The sequence below is a fragment of the Paenibacillus timonensis genome (assembly GCF_022427145.1).
Taxonomy (GTDB): domain Bacteria; phylum Bacillota; class Bacilli; order Paenibacillales; family Paenibacillaceae; genus Fontibacillus; species Fontibacillus timonensis.
Genome location: NZ_JAKSXN010000002.1, coordinates 46,219 through 71,463 on the forward strand (window position 1 = coordinate 46,219; position 25,245 = coordinate 71,463).

31 protein-coding genes are annotated in these 25,245 nt (G+C 56.2%); 9 read left to right on the plus strand and 22 right to left on the minus strand.

Annotated elements, in window-relative coordinates; genetic code table 11:
- Nucleotides 1-79 precede the first annotated feature (79 nt).
- The 4 genes from MJ257_RS01100 to groES form a co-directional block, all read right to left on the minus strand.
- Nucleotides 80-403, minus strand: a complete 324-nt coding sequence (locus tag MJ257_RS01100; RefSeq protein WP_308193140.1) for a GNAT family N-acetyltransferase — start codon at nucleotides 401-403, stop codon at nucleotides 80-82.
- Nucleotides 399-1,100, minus strand: coding sequence for an alpha/beta hydrolase (locus MJ257_RS01105; RefSeq protein WP_240267540.1), 702 nt, complete (start codon nucleotides 1,098-1,100; stop codon nucleotides 399-401). The genes MJ257_RS01100 and MJ257_RS01105 overlap by 5 nt, the downstream gene beginning before the upstream one ends.
- Nucleotides 1,101-1,301: 201 nt before the next feature.
- A complete protein-coding gene (gene groL / locus MJ257_RS01110; RefSeq protein WP_240267541.1) occupies nucleotides 1,302-2,921 on the minus strand; it encodes a chaperonin GroEL in 1,620 nt (539 codons plus the stop codon).
- A gap of 61 nt (nucleotides 2,922-2,982) precedes the next feature.
- On the minus strand, nucleotides 2,983-3,264 hold the full coding sequence (gene groES, locus MJ257_RS01115) for a co-chaperone GroES (protein WP_155606444.1): 282 nt from the start codon (nucleotides 3,262-3,264) through the stop codon (nucleotides 2,983-2,985).
- A 240-nt stretch (nucleotides 3,265-3,504) separates the two neighbouring features.
- Between groES and MJ257_RS24760 the strand changes: the two genes are divergently transcribed.
- Nucleotides 3,505-3,636 (plus strand): hypothetical protein, encoded by a 132-nt coding sequence (locus MJ257_RS24760; RefSeq protein WP_275693622.1) that lies wholly within the window; start codon nucleotides 3,505-3,507, stop codon nucleotides 3,634-3,636.
- An 808-nt stretch (nucleotides 3,637-4,444) separates the two neighbouring features.
- Here the strand turns inward: MJ257_RS24760 and MJ257_RS01120 are convergent.
- The 6 genes from MJ257_RS01120 to MJ257_RS01145 form a co-directional block, all read right to left on the minus strand.
- A complete protein-coding gene (locus MJ257_RS01120) occupies nucleotides 4,445-4,708 on the minus strand; it encodes a hypothetical protein (RefSeq protein ID WP_240267542.1) in 264 nt (87 codons plus the stop codon).
- Nucleotides 4,709-4,927: 219 nt separating this feature from the next.
- Nucleotides 4,928-5,686, minus strand: coding sequence for a twin-arginine translocase subunit TatC (gene tatC, locus MJ257_RS01125; protein ID WP_240267543.1), 759 nt, complete (start codon nucleotides 5,684-5,686; stop codon nucleotides 4,928-4,930).
- A gap of 108 nt (nucleotides 5,687-5,794) precedes the next feature.
- Entirely contained in the window at nucleotides 5,795-6,016 is a 222-nt protein-coding gene (locus tag MJ257_RS01130; protein ID WP_240267544.1) for a twin-arginine translocase TatA/TatE family subunit, read from the minus strand.
- A gap of 162 nt (nucleotides 6,017-6,178) precedes the next feature.
- The gene (locus MJ257_RS01135; protein ID WP_009226288.1) at nucleotides 6,179-6,664 is read right to left on the minus strand and encodes a MogA/MoaB family molybdenum cofactor biosynthesis protein; all 486 of its coding nucleotides are present in this window, start codon (nucleotides 6,662-6,664) and stop codon (nucleotides 6,179-6,181) included.
- A gap of 133 nt (nucleotides 6,665-6,797) precedes the next feature.
- On the minus strand, nucleotides 6,798-7,262 hold the full coding sequence (gene moaC / locus MJ257_RS01140; RefSeq protein WP_240267545.1) for a cyclic pyranopterin monophosphate synthase MoaC: 465 nt from the start codon (nucleotides 7,260-7,262) through the stop codon (nucleotides 6,798-6,800).
- Nucleotides 7,249-7,926 (minus strand): 5-formyltetrahydrofolate cyclo-ligase, encoded by a 678-nt coding sequence (locus tag MJ257_RS01145; RefSeq protein WP_240267546.1) that lies wholly within the window; start codon nucleotides 7,924-7,926, stop codon nucleotides 7,249-7,251. Before MJ257_RS01145 ends, moaC begins: the two co-directional genes overlap by 14 nt.
- A gap of 261 nt (nucleotides 7,927-8,187) precedes the next feature.
- Between MJ257_RS01145 and MJ257_RS01150 the strand changes: the two genes are divergently transcribed.
- On the plus strand, nucleotides 8,188-10,158 hold the full coding sequence (locus tag MJ257_RS01150) for an ABC-F family ATP-binding cassette domain-containing protein (RefSeq protein ID WP_240267612.1): 1,971 nt from the start codon (nucleotides 8,188-8,190) through the stop codon (nucleotides 10,156-10,158).
- Nucleotides 10,134-10,469 (plus strand): hypothetical protein, encoded by a 336-nt coding sequence (locus tag MJ257_RS01155; RefSeq protein WP_240267547.1) that lies wholly within the window; start codon nucleotides 10,134-10,136, stop codon nucleotides 10,467-10,469. Before MJ257_RS01150 ends, MJ257_RS01155 begins: the two co-directional genes overlap by 25 nt.
- Nucleotides 10,470-10,485: 16 nt before the next feature.
- On the opposite strand, the gene MJ257_RS01160 is transcribed toward MJ257_RS01155, so the two are convergent.
- Nucleotides 10,486-10,803, minus strand: coding sequence for a YciI family protein (locus MJ257_RS01160; protein ID WP_240267548.1), 318 nt, complete (start codon nucleotides 10,801-10,803; stop codon nucleotides 10,486-10,488).
- Between the two features lie 196 nt (nucleotides 10,804-10,999).
- Here MJ257_RS01160 and MJ257_RS01165 point away from each other — a divergent pair, with 196 nt between their 5' ends.
- Nucleotides 11,000-11,881 carry a hypothetical protein gene (locus MJ257_RS01165; RefSeq protein WP_240267549.1) on the plus strand — a complete coding sequence of 294 codons (882 nt, stop codon included), beginning with the start codon at nucleotides 11,000-11,002 and terminating at the stop codon, nucleotides 11,879-11,881.
- Nucleotides 11,882-11,887: 6 nt separating this feature from the next.
- Here the strand turns inward: MJ257_RS01165 and MJ257_RS01170 are convergent, their stop codons facing one another.
- Nucleotides 11,888-12,409 carry a hypothetical protein gene (locus MJ257_RS01170; protein ID WP_240267550.1) on the minus strand — a complete coding sequence of 174 codons (522 nt, stop codon included), beginning with the start codon at nucleotides 12,407-12,409 and terminating at the stop codon, nucleotides 11,888-11,890.
- 10 nt (nucleotides 12,410-12,419) lie between these two features.
- Nucleotides 12,420-12,899, minus strand: a complete 480-nt coding sequence (locus MJ257_RS01175) for a hypothetical protein (protein WP_240267551.1) — start codon at nucleotides 12,897-12,899, stop codon at nucleotides 12,420-12,422.
- A gap of 237 nt (nucleotides 12,900-13,136) precedes the next feature.
- Here MJ257_RS01175 and cysK point away from each other — a divergent pair, with 237 nt between their 5' ends.
- A complete protein-coding gene (gene cysK / locus MJ257_RS01180) occupies nucleotides 13,137-14,081 on the plus strand; it encodes a cysteine synthase A (protein WP_240267552.1) in 945 nt (314 codons plus the stop codon).
- Nucleotides 14,082-14,136: 55 nt separating this feature from the next.
- Nucleotides 14,137-14,478: a rhodanese-like domain-containing protein gene (locus MJ257_RS01185; protein WP_308193135.1), complete on the plus strand. Its 342-nt coding sequence runs from the start codon at nucleotides 14,137-14,139 to the stop codon at nucleotides 14,476-14,478.
- A gap of 195 nt (nucleotides 14,479-14,673) precedes the next feature.
- Here MJ257_RS01185 and MJ257_RS01190 read toward each other — a convergent pair whose 3' ends face one another.
- The 4 genes from MJ257_RS01190 to MJ257_RS01205 form a co-directional block, all read right to left on the minus strand.
- On the minus strand, nucleotides 14,674-15,498 hold the full coding sequence (locus MJ257_RS01190) for an AAC(3) family N-acetyltransferase (protein ID WP_240267554.1): 825 nt from the start codon (nucleotides 15,496-15,498) through the stop codon (nucleotides 14,674-14,676).
- 25 nt (nucleotides 15,499-15,523) lie between these two features.
- Complete coding sequence (locus MJ257_RS01195; protein WP_240267555.1) at nucleotides 15,524-16,072, minus strand: pyridoxamine 5'-phosphate oxidase family protein; 549 nt, start codon at nucleotides 16,070-16,072, stop codon at nucleotides 15,524-15,526.
- 37 nt (nucleotides 16,073-16,109) lie between these two features.
- Nucleotides 16,110-16,529, minus strand: coding sequence for a DUF6157 family protein (locus tag MJ257_RS01200; protein ID WP_240267556.1), 420 nt, complete (start codon nucleotides 16,527-16,529; stop codon nucleotides 16,110-16,112).
- A gap of 324 nt (nucleotides 16,530-16,853) precedes the next feature.
- The gene (locus MJ257_RS01205; RefSeq protein ID WP_240267557.1) at nucleotides 16,854-17,948 is read right to left on the minus strand and encodes a ParM/StbA family protein; all 1,095 of its coding nucleotides are present in this window, start codon (nucleotides 17,946-17,948) and stop codon (nucleotides 16,854-16,856) included.
- Between the two features lie 222 nt (nucleotides 17,949-18,170).
- Here MJ257_RS01205 and MJ257_RS01210 point away from each other — a divergent pair, with 222 nt between their 5' ends.
- Together MJ257_RS01210 and MJ257_RS01215 are read left to right on the plus strand one after the other, a co-directional pair.
- Nucleotides 18,171-19,190, plus strand: coding sequence for a M23 family metallopeptidase (locus MJ257_RS01210; RefSeq protein ID WP_240267558.1), 1,020 nt, complete (start codon nucleotides 18,171-18,173; stop codon nucleotides 19,188-19,190).
- Between the two features lie 3 nt (nucleotides 19,191-19,193).
- Nucleotides 19,194-19,664 carry a bactofilin family protein gene (locus MJ257_RS01215; protein ID WP_240267559.1) on the plus strand — a complete coding sequence of 157 codons (471 nt, stop codon included), beginning with the start codon at nucleotides 19,194-19,196 and terminating at the stop codon, nucleotides 19,662-19,664.
- A gap of 100 nt (nucleotides 19,665-19,764) precedes the next feature.
- Here MJ257_RS01215 and tsaD read toward each other — a convergent pair whose 3' ends face one another.
- Genes tsaD through tsaE form a run of 4 tightly spaced genes read right to left on the minus strand, consistent with a single transcriptional unit; the run spans nucleotide 19,765 to nucleotide 22,642 of the window.
- Nucleotides 19,765-20,805 carry a tRNA (adenosine(37)-N6)-threonylcarbamoyltransferase complex transferase subunit TsaD gene (gene tsaD / locus MJ257_RS01220; protein ID WP_240267560.1) on the minus strand — a complete coding sequence of 347 codons (1,041 nt, stop codon included), beginning with the start codon at nucleotides 20,803-20,805 and terminating at the stop codon, nucleotides 19,765-19,767.
- The gene (rimI, locus tag MJ257_RS01225) at nucleotides 20,799-21,293 is read right to left on the minus strand and encodes a ribosomal protein S18-alanine N-acetyltransferase (protein WP_333492556.1); all 495 of its coding nucleotides are present in this window, start codon (nucleotides 21,291-21,293) and stop codon (nucleotides 20,799-20,801) included. Before rimI ends, tsaD begins: the two co-directional genes overlap by 7 nt.
- An 18-nt stretch (nucleotides 21,294-21,311) precedes the next feature.
- Nucleotides 21,312-22,145: a tRNA (adenosine(37)-N6)-threonylcarbamoyltransferase complex dimerization subunit type 1 TsaB gene (tsaB, locus tag MJ257_RS01230; RefSeq protein WP_240267613.1), complete on the minus strand. Its 834-nt coding sequence runs from the start codon at nucleotides 22,143-22,145 to the stop codon at nucleotides 21,312-21,314.
- A 2-nt stretch (nucleotides 22,146-22,147) separates the two neighbouring features.
- Nucleotides 22,148-22,642: a tRNA (adenosine(37)-N6)-threonylcarbamoyltransferase complex ATPase subunit type 1 TsaE gene (tsaE, locus tag MJ257_RS01235; RefSeq protein ID WP_240267614.1), complete on the minus strand. Its 495-nt coding sequence runs from the start codon at nucleotides 22,640-22,642 to the stop codon at nucleotides 22,148-22,150.
- Between the two features lie 527 nt (nucleotides 22,643-23,169).
- Between tsaE and ku the strand changes: the two genes are divergently transcribed.
- Complete coding sequence (gene ku, locus MJ257_RS01240) at nucleotides 23,170-24,129, plus strand: non-homologous end joining protein Ku (RefSeq protein ID WP_240267562.1); 960 nt, start codon at nucleotides 23,170-23,172, stop codon at nucleotides 24,127-24,129.
- A gap of 45 nt (nucleotides 24,130-24,174) precedes the next feature.
- Here the strand turns inward: ku and MJ257_RS01245 are convergent, their stop codons facing one another.
- Nucleotides 24,175-25,122, minus strand: a complete 948-nt coding sequence (locus MJ257_RS01245; RefSeq protein WP_240267563.1) for an ATP-dependent DNA ligase — start codon at nucleotides 25,120-25,122, stop codon at nucleotides 24,175-24,177.
- Between the last annotated feature and the right edge of the window lie 123 nt (nucleotides 25,123-25,245).

Below are 25,245 nucleotides of genomic sequence, written 5' to 3' on the forward strand. Positions count from 1 at the left end.
AAGAGAGCTATCCCTGGGTCATGAATGGATGACCCTTCGGGACAGCTCTCTTGCTTATCGCGTGATACAACCAATCTAGCTATTCGGGTTGATAATCTTCTCTTAATAACCCCATCACGATGGTATCGTAATACTTCCCATCGATATAGGTTTCGTTGCGCAAACGCCCTTCCACCACAAAACCGTTTTTCTCGTAGGACCGAATCGCCCGTTCATTTCCGCTCCAAGTTTCAAGTTGAATCCGGTTCAGATTCATCGTTTGAAACAAGTAGTGGATCAGCGCCTTCATCGCATCCGACCCGTAGCCTTTGTCCCAGTAGCCTTTCTCCCCAATTCCTATACCTACCGTGCATCTCCGGGAGGCAAGGTTGACCTCACGGTAATTAATGGTACCGATATCAATTCGTTATAACCTTATCTACCCAGTCCGAAAAGTAGGCAAGCTGATCTTCCGTATGAAACCAATGTTCTCCATTCTCCATCACTTCCAAGCCGCAGCCGTAACGTTCTGCAAAGCCGGTGACAATCTCGTATTCGGTTAAATTATCGTATTCGCCATACAGAATTTCCGTCGGTGTTTCCCATTTTGCTATTGGATGCGCCATGACATAGTTATAGTAATCGTCGTACAGCGTAATTCCTGCCGGAGTGGCGATCTCCCTTTTCTCCATAATTTGGGTCTCCGTAATGTCATATGCAGACATCAGATTCCGGATGAGCCGCTGAAGATCAAGAATCGGCGAAAGAAACAGGGCTCTTTCCAGTTTGATCTCCGGAAATGTTAATAGGCACATATATGCCCCCAGACTTGTCGCAAAAACGCTGATGTGGGGAGAAATACTCTGGGCATATCGGTATACTTTGACGATTTCTTCTATGCAGTTCCAGGGCCGCAAAGGTTTTGCTTCGTTGATTCTTTCTCCATGTTCCGGCATATCGAAACTGATTACCCCGTAGCCCTTAGTTTTAACGATATTCGCAAATAATTCGGCCTCCTCTTTATTAGAACCTGCGCCATGAATTAAAATGAAGATTTTCTCGGTGGGATTGCCCCAATAAATCGTGGGTATTCCATCAATGTAAAAATGCTGCTTCTTCATGTTATTCGCTCTCCCCAATAATGACTAATCCTAATAAGAGAGTAACTTAGTAGGGTTCCCATCTCAAGATAAAAAACTATTTATAAAGCATCGTTTAACAAAAAGACTGCCTATATGAAAAAAAGGCCTCCCATCAGTTTAACAACTGATGAAAGGCCTTCTCCTCTAGTTAGCTATATGTCATAGGGTGCGAACCCTTAATTACATCATGCCGCCCATTCCGCCCATGTCAGGAGCAGCTGGTTTTTCCGGTTCTGGCTTGTCGGCAATAACCGCTTCGGTTGTCAGGAACAGACCTGCAACGGATGCCGCATGTTGCAATGCGGAACGAGTAACTTTCGCCGGGTCTACGATCCCCGCTTCGATCATGTTCACCCATTCGCCGGTAGCGGCGTTGTAGCCGATGCCGACTTTTTCTTTCTTCAGGCGATCCACGATAACGGAGCCTTCTTCGCCCGCGTTGGCTGCAATCGTGCGAACCGGTTCTTCCAGGGCACGCAGCACGATGTTAACGCCGGTTTTCTCGTCGCCGGTTGCTTCAACCGCAGCTACAGCGCCGTATACGTTCACGAGGGCTACGCCGCCGCCGGATACGATCCCTTCCTCAACGGCTGCACGCGTTGCGTTCAGCGCGTCTTCGATGCGCAGTTTGCGTTCTTTCAGTTCGGTTTCCGTTGCTGCACCGACTTTGATGACCGCTACGCCGCCAGCCAGTTTAGCCAGACGCTCTTGCAGTTTTTCTTTGTCGAATTCGGAAGTCGTTTCTTCCAGTTGAGCACGGATTTGGTTCACGCGAGCCGTGATGTCGGCTTTGTCGCCGCTGCCATCAACGATCGTCGTGTTTTCTTTCGTAACGATAACTTGACGCGCGTTACCGAGTTGATCCACCGTGGTGCTCTTCAGGTCAAGGCCGAGCTTCTCGGTGATCACTTGGCCGCCCGTCAGAGCCGCGATGTCTTGCAGCATTGCTTCACGACGGTCGCCGAAGCCAGGAGCCTTAACGGCTACCGCGCTGAACGTACCGCGCAGTTTGTTGACGATCAGCATCGCTTGCGCTTCGCCTTCGATATCCTCAGCGATGATGAGCAGCGGTCTGGATTGTTGTACGATTTTCTCCAGAAGCGGCAGGATTTCTTGCGTGCTGCTGATCTTCTTGTCAGTGATCAGGATATATGGGTTATCGAGTACGGCTTCCATTTTGTCCGTATCGGTAATCATGTAAGGAGATACATAACCGCGGTCGAATTGCATCCCTTCAACCACTTCAAGCTCCGTTGCGAAGCCGCGGGACTCTTCAACCGTGATGACGCCGTCTTTGCCCACTTTTTCCATCGCTTCGGCGATCAATTCGCCAACTTCTTCGTCAGCGGCGGAGATAGCGGCAACTTGAGCGATCGATTGTTTGCCTTCGATTGCTTTGGAGATGCTTTTCAGTTCTGCGACTGCAGCGCGAACCGCTTTGTCGATCCCTTTGCGCAGGCCGATTGGGCTAGCGCCGGCAGTTACGTTTTTCAGACCTTCACGGATCAGTGCTTGCGCCAGAACCGTTGCGGTAGTCGTACCGTCACCGGCTACGTCGTTCGTTTTCGTCGCTACTTCTTTAACGAGCTGGGCGCCCATGTTTTCAAAAGCGTTCTCCAGTTCGATTTCTTTCGCGATCGTCACGCCGTCATTCGTGATGAGCGGGCTGCCGAATTTTTTCTCCAGCACGACGTTGCGGCCTTTCGGACCGAGCGTTACTTTTACTGCGTTTGCCAAAGCGTCAACCCCACGAAGCATAGCGTGGCGGGCGTCTTCACTGAATTTGATCTCTTTTGCCATTGTTCAATTACCTCCCATATAGTTGTGGATGTGTTCGTCCGTTCGGATACCTGTCGGCGGATTAGCCGAGGATCGCGTGGATGTCGCTTTCTTTCATAATCAAATATTCTTTGCCTTCATACTTCACTTCGGTGCCTGCATATTTGGAGAAAAGAACGCGGTCGCCTTCTTTCACTTCCAACGGAACGCGGACGCCATCTTTCAAAGTTCCGCTGCCAACGGCGATAACTTTACCTTCCTGCGGTTTTTCTTTGGCCGTGTCCGGAAGCACGATGCCGAATGCCGTTGTCTCCTCTTGCTCGATCGGTTGCACGAGAACGCGTTCACCTAAAGGTTTGATCATGAAAAAACAGCCTCCTTTAAATATGTGGTGTTATGGGTAGATGTTTGTCATATGTATTAGCACTCGATCTACTCAAGTGCTAACAACCACTTTTATATTACTCAAGTTGCGAGTAGATTTCAAGTTCCTTTGTACAAATTTTTTTCTTTGTTTCATTGGGCTTACCCCGCGCCCTTCCCATTGTATCCTTGCGCTTGGATAAATATTCCGGGGAAGATGGACGGGGAGTATGTGGAGTATGTGGAGTATGTGGAGTATGTGGAGTATGTGGAGTATGGGGAGTATGTGGAGTATGGGGAGTACGTGCAGTATGGGGAGTACGTGCAGTATGGGGAGTACGTGCAGTATGGGGAGTACGGCAAAGCCGGCTAGTCCGGTCCGCTTGTACATGGGCGAACGTTCCTCCGTTTCGTCGATCGGTTAACCCGCTTTGGCCGTACCGACCGTGGGAGGGGCAGCAAATCCTGCATTTTGTACAACATTTTCGCGGTGTTTGGCCCGTGTAGGGCAGAAATGTTGCATAAAGTGCAACATTTTCCGGATAAACGGGCCAATCAAGCTCCAATTGTTGTACTAAATGCAACATTTCGCGCTCCTCAGGCGGAGGCGAGCCCGAAATGTTGTAGGAAATACAACATTTATGTGCAGGCAGGGGCAGCGGATAAGCAGCCGGTTGCCCCCTCACGGTGCGCCACTTCGCACCCCGGCACCCCGGCACCCCGGCACCCCCGCGCCAGGCCCAGCCCCTTCCCCGCCACCTCCCTAACGCGCCTTGCGCGGAAGCGGGCCGCGCGGCTGGGCATGGGCGGGCAGCCTTGCGCTGCTTTGGCGCCGGGGGACGTGGGCCTCATAAAGAGGGGGAGGTCGCCGGGCAGAGTTTACGTCCGCCTTTGGGAGCCCTTTGCCTCCTCCTTCACTTCGTTCCAATCAGGGCAAAGGGCGGACAACAGCGGCTGATCGGCGATTCCCCCTCCCGATGCGGCCCACCCTGCACCTCGGCACCCCCGCCCGCCAAGGCCACGCCAGGCCCGCCCCTTCCCCGCCACCTCCCAACGCGCCTTGCGCGGAAGCGGGCCCCGCGGCTTCTTCGGCCGCGGCTGGGCATGGGCGGGCAGCCTTGCGCTGCTTTGGCGCGGGGGGACGTGGGCCGCATAAAGAGGGGGAGATCGCCGGGCAGAGTTTACGTCCGCCTTTGGGAGCCCTTTGCCTCCTCCTTCACTTCGTTCCAATCAGGGCAAAGGGCGGCCAACAGCGGCTGATCGGCGATTCCCCCTCCCGTTGCGGCCCACCCTGCACCTCGGCACCCCCGCGCCAGGCCCAGCCCCTTCCCCGCCGCCCCCCCCAACGCGCCTTGCGCGGAAGCGGGCCCCGCGGCTTCTTCGCCGCGGCTGGGCATGGGCGGGCAGCCTTGCGCTGCTTTGGCGCCGGGGGACGTGGGCCGCATAAAGAGGGGGAGATCGCCGGGCAGAGTTTACGTCCGCCTTTGGGAGCCCTTTGCCTCCTCCTTCACTTCGTTCCAATCAGGGCAAAGGGCGGACAACAGCGGCTGATCGGCGATTCCCCCTCCCGATGCGGCTCACCCTGCACCCCGGCACCCCCGCGCCAAGCCCAGCCCCAGCGAGCAAAAGAAAAACGCGCCCCGCTTCCGCCAAGGCGCGTTCCCTCATTTATACATTTCCGCCCGCACCGCGTCCGCCGCCTGCTGCTTCGCATAAACCCGCTTGGACAGCAGCACGCTCAGCTCATAAAGCAGAACGAGCGGGACCAGCACCAGGAAGGCGGAGAAGAAGTCGGCCGGCGTAATCATCACCGACACGACCACCAGCGCGAAATACGCGACCCGGCGCATCTTCTTGAGCCGAAGCGGCGTTAAGATCCGCAGCTGCGTCAAAAACAAAATGACCAGCGGCAGCTCGAACAATAACGAAATCGGCAAGACGATATTGGTCAGAAACTTGAAATAGTCGGCCATTCCGTAGGTCTCGACGAGTCCCAGCTCCTTGTTGAGCGAACCGGTAAACGTCATTGCAAGCGGAAACACCACGTAATAACCGAAGGCCAGGCCCGCCAGGAAAAAAACGAACACGTACGGGATATACCTCGCGGTCGCCCTGCGTTCCTGCGCCTTCAGGCCGGGGCTGACAAACGCCCATACCTGGTACAACGTAAACGGCAGCGTGATCCCTAGCGCGACCAACATCGCGATTTTCATATACACGCCAACGCCGTCCCAAAACGAAAAAGCGTTTAATTCGATGGTCACGCCGGAAATGGCGTTTTTCGTCAAATAGTGGTAGATCGGATCGACCACGAAAAAGGCCGCCACCAGCACGGCGACGAACACGACGCAGACGGCCACCAATCGCCGCCGCAGCTCCGTCAAATGATCCACGAGACTTTGCGCATTGTCTTTCTCCGACATCTCAGGTTCTCCTTTCCCCGCCGGGCTTTCCGTCCCATCTCAAGCAAAATCCCTCCGCAAAGGAAGGGATCAAGGTTTCGCCTATGCAACTGACTCTGCCGCTACCGTTTATTCGGGAAGACGGCGGTCGTCCGGTTTGGGGCCCTCTACCTGCGGCTGCGGTGCGGTTTCCGTTCTTCTGGCTTCCGGCTGATCGTCGACGATATCCCGGGTGGCCTCCTTGAATTCACGGAACGTGCGTCCAACCGCCCGCCCCAGATCAGGTAATTTATTCGGACCAAACAACAGCAACGCCGCGATGACGATCAACAAAAATCCGCCTGCGCTCATGGTTGATTCTCCTTTCGTTACGGCAAATAAATAGACCAGGGTAATCCGAATCGACAAATCCACTCGCCCACATCATACCATAACGAATATCACAGTTACAGTCTATTTATTTTACAACTTAACAAAGAAATAGAGAAAAAAGGCCCGATAAAAGAGATCGCGTTATAAACGAAATTGACCCGTAACCATGAGCAACGCTTCCGGCAGCTGATCCATGATCGCCGCCAAATTTTCGTGCACGCCTTTGGGCGTTCCCGGCAAATTCACGATCAGCGTCCGCCCGCGAATGCCGACGATTCCCCGAAACAGCATCGCCGCAGGGTTCTTCTGCATCAAGCGGTACCGCATCGCTTCCGCCATGCCCGGCACTTCGCGCTCGATGACCCGTCGAGTCGCTTCCGGCGTCACGTCACGGATGGCCAGCTCCGTCCCCCCGGTGGTAAGCACCAAATCGGCGTGAAAATAATCGGTCATTTCGATCAATGCGGCGATAATTTCATCCGGTTCATCGGGGACAATGCGGTATTCCACGATTTCGCCGCCCAATTCCTCTTCCACCAGCTCGCGGATCACTTGGGCACTCGTATCTTCACGTTCTCCCCTGGCTCCTTTGTCGCTGGCGGTAAGAATCGCTGTTTTCCAAACCATGAAGTCACCCTCCTCATCCATATAGGAACTCCCTTTGGAGTCCAACGTAATGCCGGATCATGTCGATTCATGCTGAATTCAATAGAAAACTACCTTCTTTATCTATATCAAAATCCAGTAGCCGCCGCAAATGTTACGAGCGCACGTAATCCCCGCTTTTGCCGCCCGACTTCGAGCGCAGCTGCGTCGGGCCGATGACCATGTCCTTTTGCAGCGCCTTGCACATGTCGTACACGGTCAGCGCCGCGGCGGACACCGCGGTGAGCGCCTCCATCTCCACGCCGGTTTTGCCTTCCGTCTTCACCGTTGCTTCAATATAGAGCTCGTCCCGACCGTTGTCGCCAAACGTAATGTTGACGCCGGTCAGCGCAAGCGGATGGCACATCGGAATCCAATCGGACGTCCGTTTGGCTCCCTGGATTCCCGCAACCTGAGCCACGGCAAGCACATCGCCTTTGCCAATCCGTCCTTCCTTGATCGCTTCAAGGGTCGACGGAAGCATGGAAACCTTCGTCTCCGCTACCGCCACACGAACAGTTGCCGATTTCCCGGAAATGTCCACCATTCGGGCGCGGCCTTGTTCATTAAAATGCGTCATTCCTTGACCCGATTCCGAGTTCGCCAAGCTTATCACTACTTTCCTTCATATATATCGTTCCTTTTGCCGTAAACAGCAGGTCGATCCGGAAATCATGCGGTTCCATCGGAATCGCATCCGCCCGGATCAGTTCCTCCAGGGCGAGCGCCCCTAGGACGACTTGCCGGGTGCCACCGCTGCGGCGGGCCAATTCATCGATCAGACGATCGTAATACCCTGCGCCGAATCCGATGCGCCCCCCGTTCAGGTCGAACGCCAGCCCCGGAACGACAATGACGTCGATTTCGGGGTAGCGCTCCGGAGGCCAGACGGCCGTATGCTCCGCCGGCTCCGGGATCCCCCAGGTGCCGGGGACGAGGTCCGCAGTTCCGGACAGCTCGTGCAAAGTAAGGCTCCGCTGCGCTCCGATCTTCGGCGCGAGCAGCCGATCCCCTTGGGCCAGGCAGCTTGCCAGCAATGGCCGAGTATCCGGCTCGTCCCGGAACGAAACATAGCTGAACAGGTTCAGCCTTCCGCCGCGCCGCTCCCGCAAGGGTCCCAGCACCTCTCGTTCCGCAATACGACTGGCGGCCAGCGATTGCTCCGCACGGGAAGCTTCCGGTATTCGGGCGCGAACCAACTGCATCTGCTGTCTCAGCTCTCTTTTGGCCTCCGCTGGCTCCATGCCGTTCTCCCCTTCCGCTCCCGTCTCGCGTTTGCCGGATCTCGTTCCGAGGCTTGGACGAATCCGGCTGATCTCCTCCTTAGTGTATCATTGTTATATAAAAATGAAAACCAAAGCACCCGGTTTGCAAAACCCGGCTTTCCAAGCATTCAGCGATGCATTTCGCCTTGGTTTCATGTAAACTGAAGGTACGCGGTTCACTGAACTATTACTTTTATCATGCACAGACTGCAAATCTTTTTATGGAGGATCGAATCGGTTATGCTGCTTCAAGCTTCGAACATTACGAAATTATACGGCGTGACCCCCGTGCTGGAAGGGATTAACCTGCAGGTGCTCGAGCGGGACCGGATCGGCCTCGTGGGCGTCAACGGCGCGGGCAAATCGACGTTTCTGCAAATTTTGGCCGGAGAACTCTCCTACGACGGAGGGCAAATCTTCAAAGCCAAAGAGACGACGATCGGTTACCTGGCGCAAAATAGCGGATTGCAATCGGACCGCACCATTTGGGAAGAGATGCTCGCCGTATTCGCGCCGCTGATCGAAACGGAGCGCGAGCTGCGGCGGATGGAAGAACAGATCGCCGATCCGGAGTTGGCCCGGGACGAGAAAGCGCACCAAGAACTGCTCGACCGCTATGCGCTGAAATCCGACTGGTTCAAAGACCACGGCGGATATGAGATGGAAACCCGCATCCGCATGGTGCTGCACGGTATGGGATTTGGCGATTTTGCGCCGGACACCCCCATCGCGACGTTAAGCGGCGGTCAGAAAACCCGGCTTGCACTCGCCCGCATTTTGCTGCAGGCCCCAGATCTGCTGATGCTAGACGAACCCACAAACCATCTTGATATTGAAACGTTGACCTGGCTCGAGGACTATTTGCGCAATTATTCCGGGGCCTTGCTGGTCGTCTCCCATGACCGTTACTTCCTGGACCGGCTCGTTACGGCCATCGTGGAGATCGAACGCCATCAATCGCGCCGTTACACTGGCAACTACAGCCGGTTCATTGAGCTAAAGGCGGCGGAATACGAAAGCCAGTTGAAGCAATACGAAAAACAGCAGGATGAAATCGCCCGAATGGAGGCGTTTATCCAGAAAAACATCGTTCGGGCTTCCACAACGAAACGGGCGCAAAGCCGGCGCAAGGCGCTGGAGAAGATGGAGGTCCTGGACCGTCCGCTCGGCGACCTGAAACGGGCAACCTTCTCTTTCGAGGCCGAGGTCATGACCGGCAAAGAGGTGCTGCACGTGGGCGGTCTCTCCTACACGTTCGCGGACAAACCAAAACCGTTATTCCAAAACGTCAACTTCGACCTGTACCGTGGCGAAACGGTGGCCTTAATCGGTCCTAACGGGATCGGTAAATCAACTTTGCTGAAAATGCTGACCGGAGATTTGCGGCCGTCGGAAGGAACGATTCAATGGGGGGCCAAGGTGAAGGTCGGCTACTACGACCAGGAGCAAACGCATCTGAACGCAGCCAACACCGTGCTCGAGGAAGTATGGGGCGCTTTCCCTCACATCGAGGAAGCCCGGATCCGTAGCGTGCTGGGCAATTTCCTGTTCAGCGGCGAGGACGTACTTAAGAAGGTCGCGGCGTTAAGCGGCGGAGAGAAAGCCCGGGTTGCCCTGGCGAAGCTGATGCTGCAAAAAGCCAACGTGCTGATCCTGGACGAACCGACCAACCATTTGGACTTGTTCAGCAAGGAAGTGCTGGAGTCCGCTTTGATCGAATACGACGGCACGTTGCTGTTCATTTCCCATGACCGTTACTTCTTGAACAAGATGGCGGAGCGGATCGTCGAGCTGCATCCGACCGGCGCGGATCATTTCCTGGGTAATTATGACGATTATTTGGCGAAAAAACAGGAGCTTGCCGAACTCGCCGCTGAGCAGACGAACGCCGGAGCGGTAAAGGCATCCGCAAGCACAGCGGGCAAGCTGCCCGAGCCCGAAGCCACGGCAGCCGCTAAATCCGGGGCGGCTTCCTATGAAGCCGATAAACAGGCGAAACGCGAAGAACGGAACCGTCAACGCCGGATGGAGCAGTTGGAGGAGTTGATCTCTGGGCTTGAAGACGAAATCGCCCAATTGGAAGCCGAACTGACCCTCCCCGAGGTATATCAGGACTATACCGCGGTTCAGGAGCGCCAGGACGGAATCGACCGCCGGAAAGAACAGTTATCCACCGCCTACGAAGAATGGGAATCTTTGGCGGAAGGATAAAATTCACAAAATATTTTTTTACTTCCCCTCGCTTTACCGGCACGGTTATGCACAGTTTTATCCCCATTATGCAGAATAAATTCGACCTAAAAACGGCCCGCAAGGCCGTTTTTTCGCGGGGATATCGTCGTTTTTTGTCAAAACCCCGTTTTATCCACCAACTTATTCACATTATCCACAGTTTTCTGAAAACACGACACCCATTTTCCCCGACCTTGCTTCATACGCTGGCACACAAGCTTTCATCCTTTTTTCATGAAGATAGCCAACAAGCTGTGGATAACCTTGTCCACAGCTTGACAAAACCTTAGTCTTAGGTCCAACTCCTCAACCCGCTCCCAAATGCTGATTCTCTTCACAGGAAATCGCCCAGGTTCGAAGCTCATAGTTCTCCGCTCCCGATTTCACGAACGGATCGCGCTCCGCGATCTCCCGCGCCTCCTCCAGACTAGCCGCTTGAATGATGACCATTCCGCCTTTGTAATCCGTGAACGGGCCGCACATGACAAGCTGGCCGTTCCGGTCCAGTTCCCTTAAATGAGCGACGTGCTCGCGGATTAAATCCTTCTCCAAACGTCGACCCGGATTTAAGGAGAGCAGAATCACGTACCTCGTAAACTCCTCATAAGAGGGGGCTTCACTCATCGTTGGTTCCTCCTTGATCTCGTATGATGCTTCTTTCCCAATTTCCTTCCATTTCGTACCTCCGTCTGCCTCCCGCCCGCTTAAACCATCCGAAATGCCTATTGCCCTGCCCTTTTTAAAATCTATATGATCTCTATAGAACCGCGGCAGAAAAACAGATAAGCCGTCAAATACGCACCGAAAAGGAGAGAATGGAATGAAATTTGTCAAAAACGCTTCAATCGTCGCATTAGGCGTCAGCCTCATTTTCGTGGGAGGATGCCAGATGTTCGGCTCATCCAAAGACGCTTCATCCACGACTTCCCCTTTTACGGAATCCAAGCTGCCGGGCGGAGGGCTGGCCCTCCCTCAGAATGAACGGCTCCACCTGTCCACCGATAAGCAGTGGATCGAAAGCGAAGGGCATTTATCCGATCTGATCCGCCTGCAATGGACGGCAGACCGAGCCAAACCGGCGATCGCTTGGGCCGATGAGCAAGGAAAGGACAAAACGGCGATTATTTCACATGATAAAGCGAATAATCCGGAACAACATGACCACAAGCATATTTCGATTGAAACGACGATGTCGCCAACCGGAGAGTATAAGGATCAATTATTTACCCGTTTGGAGATTCCCTACGACACCGATGTTGCCGAAATTCGCACCCATTCGTCCAACTTCAACGTCATGGACGGCATTTTGCGGGTCGCCGGCGAAGGCAATCGGGACGTGCAGTTGGCCAACACCGGCAAGGATAACGCTACGAGCCCGCTTTGGAGCCTGCGCGCCAACAGCGCGGAGCTCAAAGGCAGCAATGCCGGGGCGGATTTTAACCTGATCCGTTACTCGGATGAAGGAGAAGCGATCGACAGCGCCCTGACGATCCGACGCGACAACGGGCAAGTTGGCATCGGAGCCGAGGACCCGCAAAGCGCGCTGGACATCAACGGGGACGGAATCCGCATCCGCGAATCCCGCACGCCGGCGTCCTCGAAGGCTCCCGGAAATCCCGGCGACATCGCCTGGGATGACAACTACATTTACGTCTGCGTGGCCAAGGACACCTGGAAACGGACGGCGTTATCAAGCTGGTAACCTGGATCAATCGTCGGCGGAGGCGATGCGGATGCCCGTATCCGCTTGAATCTCCGTCTGCACCCGGCCTTTGGCGTTGTTCCCTACGAATTTGATTCGATAGGTTCCCGGTCTGACCTTGAGTTCCATCTTGCCTTCACTATTTCCCTCGGCAAGGGTTGTCACCTGGCGATCCGGGCCGATGGCCACCAGCTTGAACCGGCCTCCGTCGATCTCCTGCCGATGCAGGAAGGTCACTTGGCCTTTCGCCGAGACGTGGATGGTCCATATCGTTTCCATCCCGTAGAAAGAAGCAAAAGAAAACGTGGACGACTCATTGTTCGTAGAGCTAGCCCGCTTCACGTAAGTAAAGGTGTCGCCTTCCTGGGCAAGCTCCGCCTCGTCGTCGTAAAGCTTCTTTTGCCGCTCCGTAGCCAGGCTGCAGCCGCCCAAAACGGCCAGCAGCGCCACTGCGCACAGAAGACCAAGAAGCAGCCGTATTCCGCCGGGCCCCCGCGTAGGGGTGTCCGGCTTTAGTTTATCTCTCATGTTTCCCCTCCTAGGCGTTGTCGCCGAACGGCTTCCGATAGTAGCCTGCAACCACCGGCAGCACGGTCATGGCTTGGATCGCCAATCCCCAAGCCATATAAACCAAATGCACGACGGAGGAACCGCCAAGAATGTAGATTTGGACCGTAAGCCAGATGATTAAGCCAAAGCCGATATACAAGGAAAAGGCCCAGGACCAATGCCGGTCCTTAAATAAATTCAGCTTCTCTCCCCAGCTCCAATCCCATCTCCAGACCAGGGCGGCCGTTACCGTGAGCGGAAGCACGCCAAAGACCAGCAACAGGATTAGTCCCGGAATCAAATAATCCGGGAACAGCGGCAGCTGCATCAAATCCGTCGGCATCCCCAGCAGGCTGCCCGACGGGTCCAGCATCAACGCTCCCCCGCCGAATACCGCGCCGATTCCCAGCAACCCTTGCAATCCTATCAATAGCACGCATGCCGTCGGTCTTCCTTTCTTTTTCATCATTCCAACAACCCCTTTTGCGTTCTGCGCCATCCTATTTGTGATTCAATTCACCCATTTACATAAAAAAAGAAGACGAGACCTATTTCGGCTCATCTTCGTTGTTACTGCTACTTTATCATAGGAAGCCCGGGTTGGAAACGGTTAAATGTCGAATGGAAGGCGCGGCTTGAAAGAATAGGAGGATCCCGAGTAGAATAGATAAAAACTTTAAATTTTAGAGAGAGGAGCCGAACCGCCATGACTCGTAAAGCGGTCCAACGCGTCACCGACCTAATAGGCGAAACCCCGGTCGTCAAATTAAATCGGCTGGCCTCGCAGCAGGACGCGGACGTATACGTCAAACTGGAGTTTGCCAATCCGAGCGGAAGCGTTAAGGACCGGGCCGCCGCGCATATGCTCGAGACGGCGGAACGGGCGGGTCTCCTCGCTCCGGGGGCCACGATCATCGAGCCGACGAGCGGGAATACCGGGATCGGGCTAGCCATGAACGCCGCCGCCAAAGGATATCGGATCATCCTGGTCATGCCGGACAACATGACTAAAGAGCGTATCATCCTGCTGCGTGCCTACGGCGCCGAGGTCGTGTTGACGCCGGCCGCATTGCGCATGCCCGGCGCGATTGCCAAAGCCCGGGATCTGCTGGCCGAAATTCCCGGCAGCTTTATGCCGCAGCAGTTCCAGAACCCGGCCAACCCGGAAATTCACCGGCTTACAACCGGGCCGGAAATCGTGCGGCAAATGGAAGGCCGGCTCGACGGGTTTGTCGCCACGGCGGGCACGGGCGGCACGATGACCGGCACCGGCGAATATCTGCGCGGCGCGATCCCGAACCTCCACATCACCGTCGTCGAGCCGCAGGGCTCCCCGGTGCTCTCCGGCGGGGAACCGGGCCCGCATAAGCTGGTGGGCACGAGCCCCGGTTTTATCCCGCCGGTGCTGAATACCGCCGTCTATGACGAAATCGTCCAAGTCGGCGATGAGGCCGCACTGGAAACGACGCGGCGCTTGGCTGCTCTAGAGGGATTATTGGTAGGACCGTCGTCCGGAGCCTCGGTCTGGGCGGCAATCCAGCTGGCCCGGCGGTTAGGCCCCGGCAAACGCGTATTATGTATCGCGCCGGACACCGGAGAGAGGTACCTGAGCATGGGCATTTTTGACGAGCCGACAGGCGCAGAAGGATAAACGAAAGAAGTTAACCAAACTACTCATGGAAAAGAGGAATGATACCATGCCCCAAATGATCGGAGGCATCTCCCATATCGATAAGGCCGAGCTGCACGCCTTGCTTCAGGATCCCGCCAACGAAACCGTCGTCATCGACGTCCGCGAGCCGTTTGAATACGAAGCTGCGCATATTCCCGGGGTTCCGCTGATCCCGATGGGCGAAATCCCCTACCGGCTCGAAGAGCTCGACCCGGAGCAGGAATACGTATTGGTGTGCCGCAGCGGCTCCCGAAGTTACGAAGTCGCTCGATACCTGCAAGCGCAAGGTTTTGGACGGGTCCACAATTTCCTCGGCGGCATGCTTGGCTGGGACCTCGAGGTAACGTCCGGGCCGGAGGACGATTCCTCTCGTTAAGAAAACAAAGGGGAACAGAATATAAGAAAACTCGTTCTTTTTCTGCACGCATCGCTTGACGGTTTTGCAGAAGGTCCAAATGGTGAAATGGATATTGGCTTGAATTAACCGATGAGTATAAGGTCTCAAGGAGAAGATCCGTATTCAACTGATCGAAAACAAGACCTTTGACACTGGAGCCATCGGTCTCGTTTATCAGACGGTAAGATGACCTTGCCGATTACGGTGGCGTTCCAACCATCTCACTGCATAATCGACCAATTCTCGTTGGGGCATCAGCAGCGCGGTTGCCCCGGCGACTTGTCCCTGTTTCACCAAGCCGGTCTCCCGTGCAAAGTCGGCCCCCAGTTGTTCAAAATCCTCCGAATCGTATTCGAGTTCGGGAAATTCCACCCACTGTCTTTCCCCGTTCACCAGCATCGGCGCCCTTGAAGTATAATATTCCTTCCCCGGATAGTCCGCACGGCACTCCGCCAAATGCATCGACGTATTGTTGCCGTGACCCACGCCAAGCAGCAAAACATCCCCACGCAACTCGTAAATTCGCGCAAGCGGAGATCGCTCGCCTAGCCCGAATCCCAGGCCGTGATCCGCCGTAATGATCTTGGCTTCTGGTCCTCTGGCCGCAAACGATACCTGCGGATGTCCACTGCGCAAGGTCCCCTGCTGCCTGCGGAACGTGTCCGGAATCACGCCCATGTACCATAACGACGTCAACTCGGGATCATAGACCGGCATCTGCTCGCGAATGGTGTCCCACCATTCCTTGGGCACCGGCGGATTTTGCCATCTGGCCGGATCCCCAACATCGCCCGAATGGGTAGGCATCACCAAGGTGCCTTGCTCGCCCAGCGCCGCCTCCAAAGCTAAGACGACCGCCGATGGGCCTCCGCAAACCCATGAACCCAGCGACTTAAACGACGAATGGACGAGCAGTATCGACCCTTCCTGGACCCCTAAAGTCACCAAATCTCTCTGCAATGTTTCTACCGTGTACAATTCCCCTTGAATTTCGTCCATCATCCTTCGATCTCCCCTACTTTCTCTACTCCGCGTACGACGACGGTAATCCGTCCAGGCTTACGGCGTTTTTCTGACGGCGGTACTCCTTCAGGCCCGAATCGCCTTTATTTTCGGCCCATTTGACCAAGGTCTCGCGATCCCCCTCATAACTGTACAAAGGGACGCCGAAACCGCAGGACGTCTGCACGCCATGGACAGTGACGAGAATGATTTGTCGCGCCCCGCTCAGCTTGGGAAACAACCCTTCGAGCCGCTCCCAATCCGCCGATCCCGGCAGAATAACTTGGCCTTTCCCATACAGGCGCAGGATCAATGGCTGCCCTTCGAAGGCGGCGAACATGACCGTGATTCGGCCATTCTCTTCGAGATGCGCTGCCGTTTCATTGCCGCTGCCCGTCAAATCCAGGTAAGCGACCTCGTTTGGCGAGAGGATCCGCAGCGCATCGTAACCCTTCGGCGAAAGATTGACATGCCCCTCTGCGCTTAACGGCGCCGAGCCAACAAAAAAGAGATGCTGCCGGCGTATAAAAGCCTCATGCTCCGGCAGCAACGAATCGAACATTTTCCCCAAGTCTATCCCTCCCTAATTGAATAAGCCTTCAGCCAAACTAATTGTTCTTGCGGCTAGTCCTCATCGCATGAAGCAGTTGGACGTCCGAAGATGCGGTAAACCGCTGATATTCCGGCGAATCCATGCCGTAAATGGCGATTTTCCCCTGCTCGTCATAATGCACGCCCCATCCATACTTCTTCGGAAGGGCCGAAGCCCGCAAGCAAGGGTGCGGTTTGCTGAACAACTCCTCCCAGAGCTCCTGCCGGCGTTCCTGCACCACTTCCTCCGGGATTTGCTTGTGGCGAATATATACCTCGAATAACAACTCCTCATGATTGTACCGGTACGGAGCTTGCGAGAGCAGCTCGTATTGAATGATATGCGCTGGCTTCGCGGATCTCGTCGACACCGGAACGATCGCACGATCGACAGGACAATCGGTCGATACGCGAATAAACGTATTTTTGTAGCTCACGACTCCCGGCCTCCTTCACTTTTTTCCTTATTATACCTGATCCTTTAAATTTAAAGAATATCGCCTTTGCCCGCCCCATTATATTCGATATTTCGCATAGAAAACGGTGCCGAAGCCGAAAAATCCGAAATCTATTCGATATTTCATACAGATTCTAGAATTACACTCTCCTGATGGCCACATATATATGAAATTTCATCTATATTTCGTTGGAAACGCCGAAATTGCCCCATTGTATTCGGTTTTTCGTATACGTTACGCCCTGTTCTAAACTCATAAAAAAACCGGCGGTGCATTCACCGCCGGAACGATCATTCGGACGCTTTACGCCGGGTTCGGTTGTTGGCCAGCTTTATTCTTGGCCAGCTTCAAGTAACCCTGCACGTTCAAGATCTCGCTATTCTCTTCAAACCGCAAACGCATCGGGCCGGCCGCATCGATCAGATACGATTTCAGCGCCGCGGCCCCGCCGCCAAGCACGTAGAAGCATTCGATATCCGGGTACTTCTTCCACCGCTTGCGGATCAGGTCAACCAGCTTCTGCGCGGCCCGGCTGAAATACATATCGACGATCGGCCGAATGTCCGCTTGTCCTTCACCCACGCGCTGGATGACGAATTCCCGGTTGCGGATGCGCCCAATCAACTTCGTGCGGCTCGGGAAGCGGTATCCGAATTGGTCCTCTACATCGCGGATAATCGAATCCAAATAGGTTGCGAGCCCAAACTGCTCGCCGGTGCTGAACTGGTTATCGATGTTCATCCGCTTGACCACCGGAAAATCGGTGGTCAAGGCGCCGATCTCGCAAATGCCGATACAGCCGTTATGCAGTTCTTCGTTCCGTACCTGCAGCGTATCGTTCGTCGCCAAATGGAACAGGGCGGCCGCGCCTTCCACCGACACGATCGTACGGCGGATGTGGAGGCGTACCGTGCGCCCGCGCAGCTCCGGGGTGGACAGGAACGTCACTTCGTGCTCGCCGGTCAGCCGCTCCTCGAACGCTTGATGAAATGCCACGTAAGTGCGGACCGGCAGTCCGGTCCCAATTATGTATTCAACCTCTTCGACCCCGGCTCCCGTCGTCGGATACGCTTGTCCGGAAAGGGCTGCATAAGCCAGCGCCGTCAGCGCAACGACCAGGGACTGATCGCTGGTGGCCTTGTTGTCCGTTTCCTCCAGCTCGGAATTGTCCTGATCCTCCATCGCCAGCAGGCCTACGAAATACCGCTGGTTATTTCTCTTTAATTTAGGGCTATAGACCCGAACATCCAGCGCCTTCAGCGGAGAGTCCTCCTCTTGCAGCACATGTCTATCATATCCGGGAGAAACGATACTCGGAATAATGATCGGTCGTTGTGAACCGTCTACCACTACCTTGACGCTGTCGTTGCCAACGTCGATTCCGGCAATTCTGATCATAATAACCTCCTTACATTAGGAAAGAAGACACTTTTCCAATTATTTCTCATTTCGCTTCCCTTCGACAAATTCCTGCTTAAGGAGTGAAAATAGTTACAAAATTTTTTTAAATGAAAAAGGGATTTGCCACAATTTGCCGAAATAGTTGTATTGGCAAGTTGCAAGGAAATGACCTTGGTCCTACATAATGCATGTTCAACTCAAGATGATCAGGAGGAAGTCATGAAGCTCAGATTCAAAAAAAACGTCAACCGGCGATATACGCTGCTGATCGTGCCGGAGGGCACCAGCCCGGTGTTTCGCTTTAAATTCCGCTTTTCCTATTTGTTGGCCATCCTGGTCACCGCGGCCGTGCTGCTCTGCTCCGTGCTGATCCTATTTGCCCTCAACCGTACCCATACGAGCCGGATCGGGACGCTTGAAGCGCAGCTGTCCGATTCGTCCGACCAGTTCAGGAACACCGTCGTGAACAAGGAACAGGAAATCGACCGGCTGCTAAACGAGCTGATGGAGCTGTCGAAGAAGTCGAAAACCATCGAGTCCAAGATGAGCGAGCTGGAGCAGCTCGAGGCCGAGCTGAAATCGATTACGGACGGCGGATCGGGCAAAGCGAAGGACAACACCGCAGCCGTTGACAAAAATGCCGCGATGGACTCCCTCGCTTCCGAAGGCGGGGTTGGCGGAGAATCCATCCCGCTCAGCGAACAGGACGTGGCGCAGCTGGTCAAAGAGACGAAAGAGAGCATCACCTCCTCGCTGCAGGAGATGCCCGAATTGCAGCAACGGCTGGAGCAAACCAAAGTTTCGATCCAGGAGTATAAAGCGCTGATGGCCGTCTTGCCGACCTTTTGGCCAACGGATTCCACCAGGGTCACGTCCGACTACGGCGAACGGGAAGACCCGTTTAACGGGCGGCTGACCAAACACGCCGGAATGGATATCGGGGGGAGCGTCGGCGATCCCGTCTATGCGGCGGCCAACGGCAAGGTCGTCGATACCGGTTACACCAGCGCGCGCGGCAACTATATCACGATTTCCCATCCCTCGGGATTGAAAACGAACTATATGCATTTGAACGAAATTTTGACGAAGGTTGGCGAAACCGTCAAGCAAGGCGATACCATTGCGGAGTTAGGCTCCACCGGCCGCAGCACCGGACCCCATCTCCACATCGAGGTCGTGAGGAACGGCAGCACGGTCGACCCGGCCAACTACCTTAGAAAACCCGGAGAGGAAGAGTAATTCATGAAATTAAGGAATAATGCAAAACCCGTCAAGCTGGACCCGAACACCACCGACACCTTGATCGGGGAAGGCAGCATTTTCGAAGGGAAAATCCGCTCGGACGCCGGCGTGCGCATCGAAGGGCAAATTACCGGCGACATCGAATGCGAAGGCGACGTAACGGTCGGGGAGAAAGGCGTGGTCCATTCCAACATTCTGGCGCGCAACATCATTATCGCCGGTACCGTCAACGGCAACGTGAACGCCAAAAACAAGCTGTCGATCACATCCAAAGGCAAGCTATACGGGAACATGGTTGCGGCTTCCCTCTCCATTGAAGAAGGCAGCGTATTCGAAGGCACCAGCAAAATGGGCGGCCCGGACAAAGCCGACAACGCCGCTTTGAAAGAGACGGCGGCCGCCGCCGACGAGACGCCTCCTGCCAAAAACAACGCCAAGCAGGAAAACGATGCCGTTTATAAAACGTGGTGATACGAGCCATAGACAAAAGGCCGGACAAATCGTCCGGCCTTTTGTTAAAATTTAAGAAAGTATAAGTTTCGAAGCTTCCGCTTCCTTAAATCGCAAGGAATTAACCCTGGCCGACAGACCAACCCTCCAGCGACAACGAAGGTTCGGCTTTCAGCTCCAGGCTGGAAAATTCGCCGCTGCGCCACTTCAAATAGGCGGCTGCGCCGATCATTGCGGCGTTATCGGTGCAGTACTTCAGCGGCGGAATCAGCAGCGCGATCCCTTCGCGTTCACAGCGTTCAGCAAGCGCCGCGCGCAAACCGCGATTGGCCGCCACGCCGCCGCAGAGCAGCAGCTGGCGGGAGCCGGTTGCCTTGACGGCGCGGACCGCCTTTTCCACCAACACCTCGATCACCGATTCCTGGAACCCGCGGGCAATTGCCGGCTGGTAGCCATCCTCGCCCCGCATCTTATGCTGGTTCACCGCGTTCAGAACGGCCGATTTGAGTCCGCTCAAGCTGAAGTCGTACGAATCCGGCTCCAGCCATGCCCGCGGCAATTCTTCGGCTTCCGCCGCCTCCGCAGCCAGCTTGTCTACGAAGGGGCCGCCGGGATAAGGGAAACCAAGCGCTCGGGCTACCTTGTCGTATGCCTCGCCGACGGCATCGTCGCGTGTCCGGCCGAGCAGGTGAAAGCTCCCCTCCCGCTCCATCAGCACCAACTCCGTATGGCCGCCCGAGACGACCAACGCCATGGACGGATACAGCATCTCCGCCTCCAAGCGATTGGCGTAGATATGGCCGGCGATATGATGAACGCCGATCAACGGCTTGTCCAGCGCGAAAGCGAGGCTTTTGGCCGCCATAATCCCGACGAGCAGCGCGCCGACCAATCCGGGCCCCTCCGTCACGGCGATCGCCGACAACGATTCCGGCGGAATCCCGGCCTCCTGCACCGCTTCCTCCAGCATCCGCGTGATGCTCTCGACATGCTTGCGCGAAGCGACCTCCGGCACGACGCCGCCAAACGCCCGATGCGTTTCGATCTGGCTGGCGATCAGGTTGGACAGCACCTCCGTCCCGTTCTTCACCACGGCGGCCGAGGTTTCGTCGCAGCTCGTTTCCACCGCCAAAATATACACATCCTGCTCTTGCTTTACCACAAGCTTTCGCTTCCTTCCCCGGTTTCCGACTGCGACCTTGGCAGCTCGCACCACATTATGATTGCATCTTCATGATTATCGGAATAATACCCTTTTCGCACGCCCGCCGGGGCGAAGCCCATTTTCTCGTAAAGCGCGCGGGCCACCGTATTGGACACCCGCACCTCCAGCGTCATCCGGACCATCCCCAGCTCCGCCGCCCACTCCATCATCCGGCGCAGCAGCTTCTCCCCCAGATGACGTCCGCGGTAAGCGGTACGAACGGCGATGTTCGTGACGTGTGCCTCGTCGAGGATCGTCCACATCCCTGCGTACCCGATCGGCCGGCCCTGAATTTCCATGATTTGATAACGGGCAAAATGATTATGCGTCAACTCGTTGCGAAACGCCTCTTCGCTCCATGGGAGCGAAAACGATTCATGTTCGATCACCATGACGTCCGGCAGATCCGCAAGCGTCATGTTACGGAATACGATATCCTGTTCCAGCCTCGCCGCCCCCTCGCCTTACGCGTTCCGTAGCCGCTTGGCTTCGGCTTCGGCCAGCTGCGTATAATTCGGCTCCAGCGCATGAACGTCGTCCGCCGGCAGACACGTACGCGCCAGGCCGGCGATGCCCATCCATGCGCCTTCCAGCTCGTAAGGCACGAGCTGGACGAGCTCGCCGAAGGCGGCGATCAGCGGCGCGATCGCCGCTTCATGCTTCTCGGTCTCGCCCACGAACCAGAGGCGGGCCGGCCGTTCGTCCGGCGGCAGCTGCTCCAGCTGCCGCATCAGCTCGTCGGCCCACCCGTCCATGAGCCGGATCGCGTCGGGTTCGAGACGCTCCGGCCATCCGCCCGGCGCTGGCACGCCAAACAGCGCCGAATAGGCCTGGCCGCGCCGCGCGTCGATCAGCGGCGCGATCCAGTGGCCGCCGGCGGTAGCGCTGCGGCCTTCCGCGGCCGGCCGCGCGGCGAGCTCGCCCAGCGCGGCGGCGGCTTGCCCGCTGGCGCCGGCCCAGCCGCCCAGCGCCAAGGCGGCCAGGCTCGAAACGCCGTAGACCGGAAGCCGAAGCGACCAAGCCAACGTCTTGGCGGTCGTGACAGCAATCCGGATCCCGGTGTAGGAGCCTGGCCCGATCCCGACGGCGATCCCGTCTACATCCTGCTTGGCGAGTCCTGCCGCCTCCAGGCATTCCCCGATCGCCGTTACCAGATATGCCGAATGGTTCCGTTCGGCATGGATATTTCGTTCGGCCAGCACGCGGCCGCCCTCCGTCACCGCCACCGCCAGCGAGGAAGTGGCGGTATCAAACGCCAGCAGCCGCTGCGGTGGCCGTATGTTTTCGTATTCGTTCATTTTCAGGATACTCCATTCTCTTTCAGGGCCGACACCCACGCTTCATAGATACCGCCCTGACCATTGATATGCATGCGCCGCCCCGTCGCCGACACCGTCTCTACATAGATGCGCAGCACGCCCTCGGGAAGCAGCTCATCGATCAAGCTGGCCCACTCCACCAACGTGACGCCGTTTCCATAGAAATACTCGTCCAACCCCAGCTCGTCGGCCTCATCCAGCGATAGCCGGTAGACGTCCATATGATAAAAAGGCAGCCTGCCTTCATATTCCTTGATCAAAGTAAAGGTCGGACTGTTCACCGTGTCCTTCACGCCGAGGTGCTTCGCGAACAGCTGGGAAAACGCCGTTTTCCCCGCGCCGAGATCCCCGTCCAGGGCGATCACCGTTCCCGGCTGCGCCAGCTTCGCCAAAGCGGCCGCCAGCCGCTCCGTCCCTTTCAGGTCCTCGGCTTCGTATACCCACTGCGCAGGGGGATTGCCCTTATCTTTATCCATACTCACGCTAACTTACCACCTTTATCGCGGTTCCAATCAAACATCGGCTATGTACCCGCGTGCCACTATTTCTGCTACGTACCGCTAATTCCCGCCACGTACCGCTAAGTTTCGCTGCATCATCCCACTAAGTTTCGCTAACGGACCGAGATGACCTTATCCGCCCATTTCCCGGACATTTCCCGTGCTAACGGACTCAGGAGACGTTATTCCGCCGTACTAGCAGAAAAAACACCCCAATACAGGCAAATAAGGCCTTTCCGGTCCGTCACCACACCTGAACCCCCATCTGCGGACGCATAACGCCTCTGGTGTCCAGAACAGCGCGCTCATTATTCGCCAGGGTACTTGCTAGGCACTGTCCTCATTATATCGGTCCGCCGCACCCCCCGCAACCGGAGAACACCGGAACGGTCTTTCATGAAAGCGAGCGGAATCCACGTAATTAGAAACCAGGTTTAAAACCATACTACGAATTAATAGCAAATTTGCAGGCGAGTAGCCGAAGGAAGAAAGGGGTTTACATCATGCATACCGTCTGGAAGGGAGCCATCAGTTTCGGGCTGGTCCATGTTCCGGTCAAAATGTTTTCGGCCACCGAAGACAAGGACATCTCCATGAAATACATCCATCAAGTATGCGGCAGTCCGATTTCGTACGTGCGGCGCTGCCCGGCCTGCGAGGTGGACGTAAACTGGGAGGAAATCTCGCGCGGTTACGAATACGAGAAGGGCAAATACGTGCTCTTTGAAAAAGACGAGCTGGAGCAGCTGTCCGCCCACGCCGAAAAAACGATCAACATCATCGATTTCGTGGATTTGCAAGAGATCGATCCGATTTATTTTCAAAAGACGTATTACCTGTCCCCGGACCAGGCCGGCGGGAACGCGTACCAGCTCTTGCTGGAAGCGATGCGCCAATCGGGCAAAATCGGCATCGCCAAAATCGCCATCCGCTCCAAAAGCAGCTTGGCGGCCATCCGCGTGATGGAAGGGTGCCTGGCGATCGAAACGATTTTTTACCCCGACGAAATCCGGCCGATTACCCAAGTGCCGAACCTGCCGGAGAACATTCAGGTGAACGACAAGGAGCTGACGATGGCGAAGATGCTGATCGAGCAGCTGTCCACCCCGTTCGAGCCGGAGAAATACACCGACGATTATCGCGAGGGGCTGCTCCACTTGATCGAGCAAAAGGTAGCCGGCGAAGAAATCAGCTTGGCGCCGGCCAAACCGGAGACCAACGTCATCGACCTGATGGCGGCGCTGCAGGCGAGCATCGAGGCGGTCAAGCCGGTCGCCACCGACCCGGGTCCCGCGGCAGCCTCCCCGGCAAAGCGCACGCGCAAGCCGGCGGCCAAAAAAGCGAAGGCCGAGCCCGAAGCCGCTCCCGCCGCGGATACGGCAGGTGCCGGCGCCGTGACGCCAACCGTCGCGGTCAAGCCGAAACCCAAGCGCCGCACCGCCGCCAAGCCGGAGGCCAAGTAGAGGGACGCCACACCGCTCCAGTTGGCCCCCTCCTTCCGGTTCTCCCTACATGCTTTGCCCCATGTCGCACGCCTCGGGCGGAACATTTGCCCATCCCTGGATGATCGGATGGCGCATCGTTCCGCCGGGCGTCCATTCCAGGAACTGAATTTTTACGGTCAGGGCCGGCTGAATCCAGACGGCCCCTTTGATGCGTTCGGGGACGTTGGCGAACGGACGGTTCGGCACGATCAGCGGCTTCACGTTCTCCGTCAGGTCGCGCCAGTCGGACACCTTCCATTTGCCGCTGCCCGCATGGCCGATATAGATGAACCGCCCCTCCGGGTCGTACAATCCCAGCAAAATGGCGTTGACCCCGCCGTCGCGGTACGTCACCCCGCCGATGGCGGCGTACAGATCGCGGGCCAATTTCTTTTTGACCCAGCGGCCATCCTTGCCTCCAATAGCATAAGTACTGTCGAGCCGTTTCGAGACGATGCCTTCCCAGCCTCGTTCCTTCATCAAGCCGAACAGCAACTCTCCGTCCGCCACGTTAGGGACGATCTGCACCCGTTCGGAGGGAACCACCAGCTCCTTCAGCAGCCGCTGGCGGCTCGCTAACGGCTCCCCTGTCACCCACATGCCGTCTTGATACAGGATGTCGAAGATCATATAAATCGCATGAATCCGCCCTGCCGCAAAGCGGATCTCCTGCTCCCGGCGCAGGCTGTCGCGGCGCATGATCTCGTGGAACGACGGCTTGCCGCCCGAGAGGGCGATCATTTCCCCGTCGAGAATAACCGATTCGGACCGGCAGTAGGCCCCCACATTCTGAAACTCCGGGTACTGCAACGTCCGGTCGTTCCCCTTGCGGTTGATCAGCTTGACCTCGCGGCCGTCGCTATACGTCAGCATTCGCACGCCGTCCCACTTCACCTGGGCCACCCATTCTTCGCCTTGCGGAATCGTATCGCTGCGAATCGGTTCAAACGGCGCGACCGGTTTCAAGTCCATGTCGATCGCTTGCCTCCTCCTTGGCTCCATTGCTTTCCCCCAAGTTTGCCCCCGGCTCCCGCGAACCATTCCGGCATCCATCCCGCCGCTCATAGTTTCCCGGTCCCCAGGCAAGCCTAGAAA

Excerpts from the sequence above, each read along its gene's own strand:
- MJ257_RS01155 (WP_240267547.1), top strand. The coding sequence starts at position 10,134 with ATGGGAATCTTTGGCGGAAGGATAAAATTCACAAAATATTTTTTTACT.
- MJ257_RS01160 (WP_240267548.1), bottom strand. The coding sequence starts at position 10,803 with ATGAGTGAAGCCCCCTCTTATGAGGAGTTTACGAGGTACGTGATTCTG.
- MJ257_RS01210 (WP_240267558.1), top strand. The coding sequence starts at position 18,171 with ATGAAGCTCAGATTCAAAAAAAACGTCAACCGGCGATATACGCTGCTG.
- groL (WP_240267541.1), bottom strand. The coding sequence starts at position 2,921 with ATGGCAAAAGAGATCAAATTCAGTGAAGACGCCCGCCACGCTATGCTT.
- MJ257_RS01150 (WP_240267612.1), top strand. The coding sequence starts at position 8,188 with ATGCTGCTTCAAGCTTCGAACATTACGAAATTATACGGCGTGACCCCC.
- moaC (WP_240267545.1), bottom strand. The coding sequence starts at position 7,262 with ATGACGCATTTTAATGAACAAGGCCGCGCCCGAATGGTGGACATTTCC.
- MJ257_RS01130 (WP_240267544.1), bottom strand. The coding sequence starts at position 6,016 with ATGAGCGCAGGCGGATTTTTGTTGATCGTCATCGCGGCGTTGCTGTTG.
- MJ257_RS01135 (WP_009226288.1), bottom strand. The coding sequence starts at position 6,664 with ATGGTTTGGAAAACAGCGATTCTTACCGCCAGCGACAAAGGAGCCAGG.
- MJ257_RS01145 (WP_240267546.1), bottom strand. The coding sequence starts at position 7,926 with ATGGAGCCAGCGGAGGCCAAAAGAGAGCTGAGACAGCAGATGCAGTTG.
- MJ257_RS01190 (WP_240267554.1), bottom strand. The coding sequence starts at position 15,498 with ATGGACGAAATTCAAGGGGAATTGTACACGGTAGAAACATTGCAGAGA.
- tatC (WP_240267543.1), bottom strand. The coding sequence starts at position 5,686 with ATGTCGGAGAAAGACAATGCGCAAAGTCTCGTGGATCATTTGACGGAG.
- MJ257_RS01215 (WP_240267559.1), top strand. The coding sequence starts at position 19,194 with ATGAAATTAAGGAATAATGCAAAACCCGTCAAGCTGGACCCGAACACC.
- groES (WP_155606444.1), bottom strand. The coding sequence starts at position 3,264 with ATGATCAAACCTTTAGGTGAACGCGTTCTCGTGCAACCGATCGAGCAA.
- MJ257_RS01165 (WP_240267549.1), top strand. The coding sequence starts at position 11,000 with ATGAAATTTGTCAAAAACGCTTCAATCGTCGCATTAGGCGTCAGCCTC.
- MJ257_RS01185 (WP_308193135.1), top strand. The coding sequence starts at position 14,137 with ATGATCGGAGGCATCTCCCATATCGATAAGGCCGAGCTGCACGCCTTG.
- MJ257_RS01120 (WP_240267542.1), bottom strand. The coding sequence starts at position 4,708 with ATGCGGCCCACGTCCCCCGGCGCCAAAGCAGCGCAAGGCTGCCCGCCC.
- MJ257_RS01205 (WP_240267557.1), bottom strand. The coding sequence starts at position 17,948 with ATGATCAGAATTGCCGGAATCGACGTTGGCAACGACAGCGTCAAGGTA.
- cysK (WP_240267552.1), top strand. The coding sequence starts at position 13,137 with ATGACTCGTAAAGCGGTCCAACGCGTCACCGACCTAATAGGCGAAACC.
- tsaB (WP_240267613.1), bottom strand. The coding sequence starts at position 22,145 with ATGAACGAATACGAAAACATACGGCCACCGCAGCGGCTGCTGGCGTTT.
- ku (WP_240267562.1), top strand. The coding sequence starts at position 23,170 with ATGCATACCGTCTGGAAGGGAGCCATCAGTTTCGGGCTGGTCCATGTT.
- MJ257_RS01105 (WP_240267540.1), bottom strand. The coding sequence starts at position 1,100 with ATGAAGAAGCAGCATTTTTACATTGATGGAATACCCACGATTTATTGG.
- MJ257_RS01245 (WP_240267563.1), bottom strand. The coding sequence starts at position 25,122 with ATGGACTTGAAACCGGTCGCGCCGTTTGAACCGATTCGCAGCGATACG.
- MJ257_RS01175 (WP_240267551.1), bottom strand. The coding sequence starts at position 12,899 with ATGATGAAAAAGAAAGGAAGACCGACGGCATGCGTGCTATTGATAGGA.
- tsaE (WP_240267614.1), bottom strand. The coding sequence starts at position 22,642 with ATGGATAAAGATAAGGGCAATCCCCCTGCGCAGTGGGTATACGAAGCC.
- MJ257_RS01170 (WP_240267550.1), bottom strand. The coding sequence starts at position 12,409 with ATGAGAGATAAACTAAAGCCGGACACCCCTACGCGGGGGCCCGGCGGA.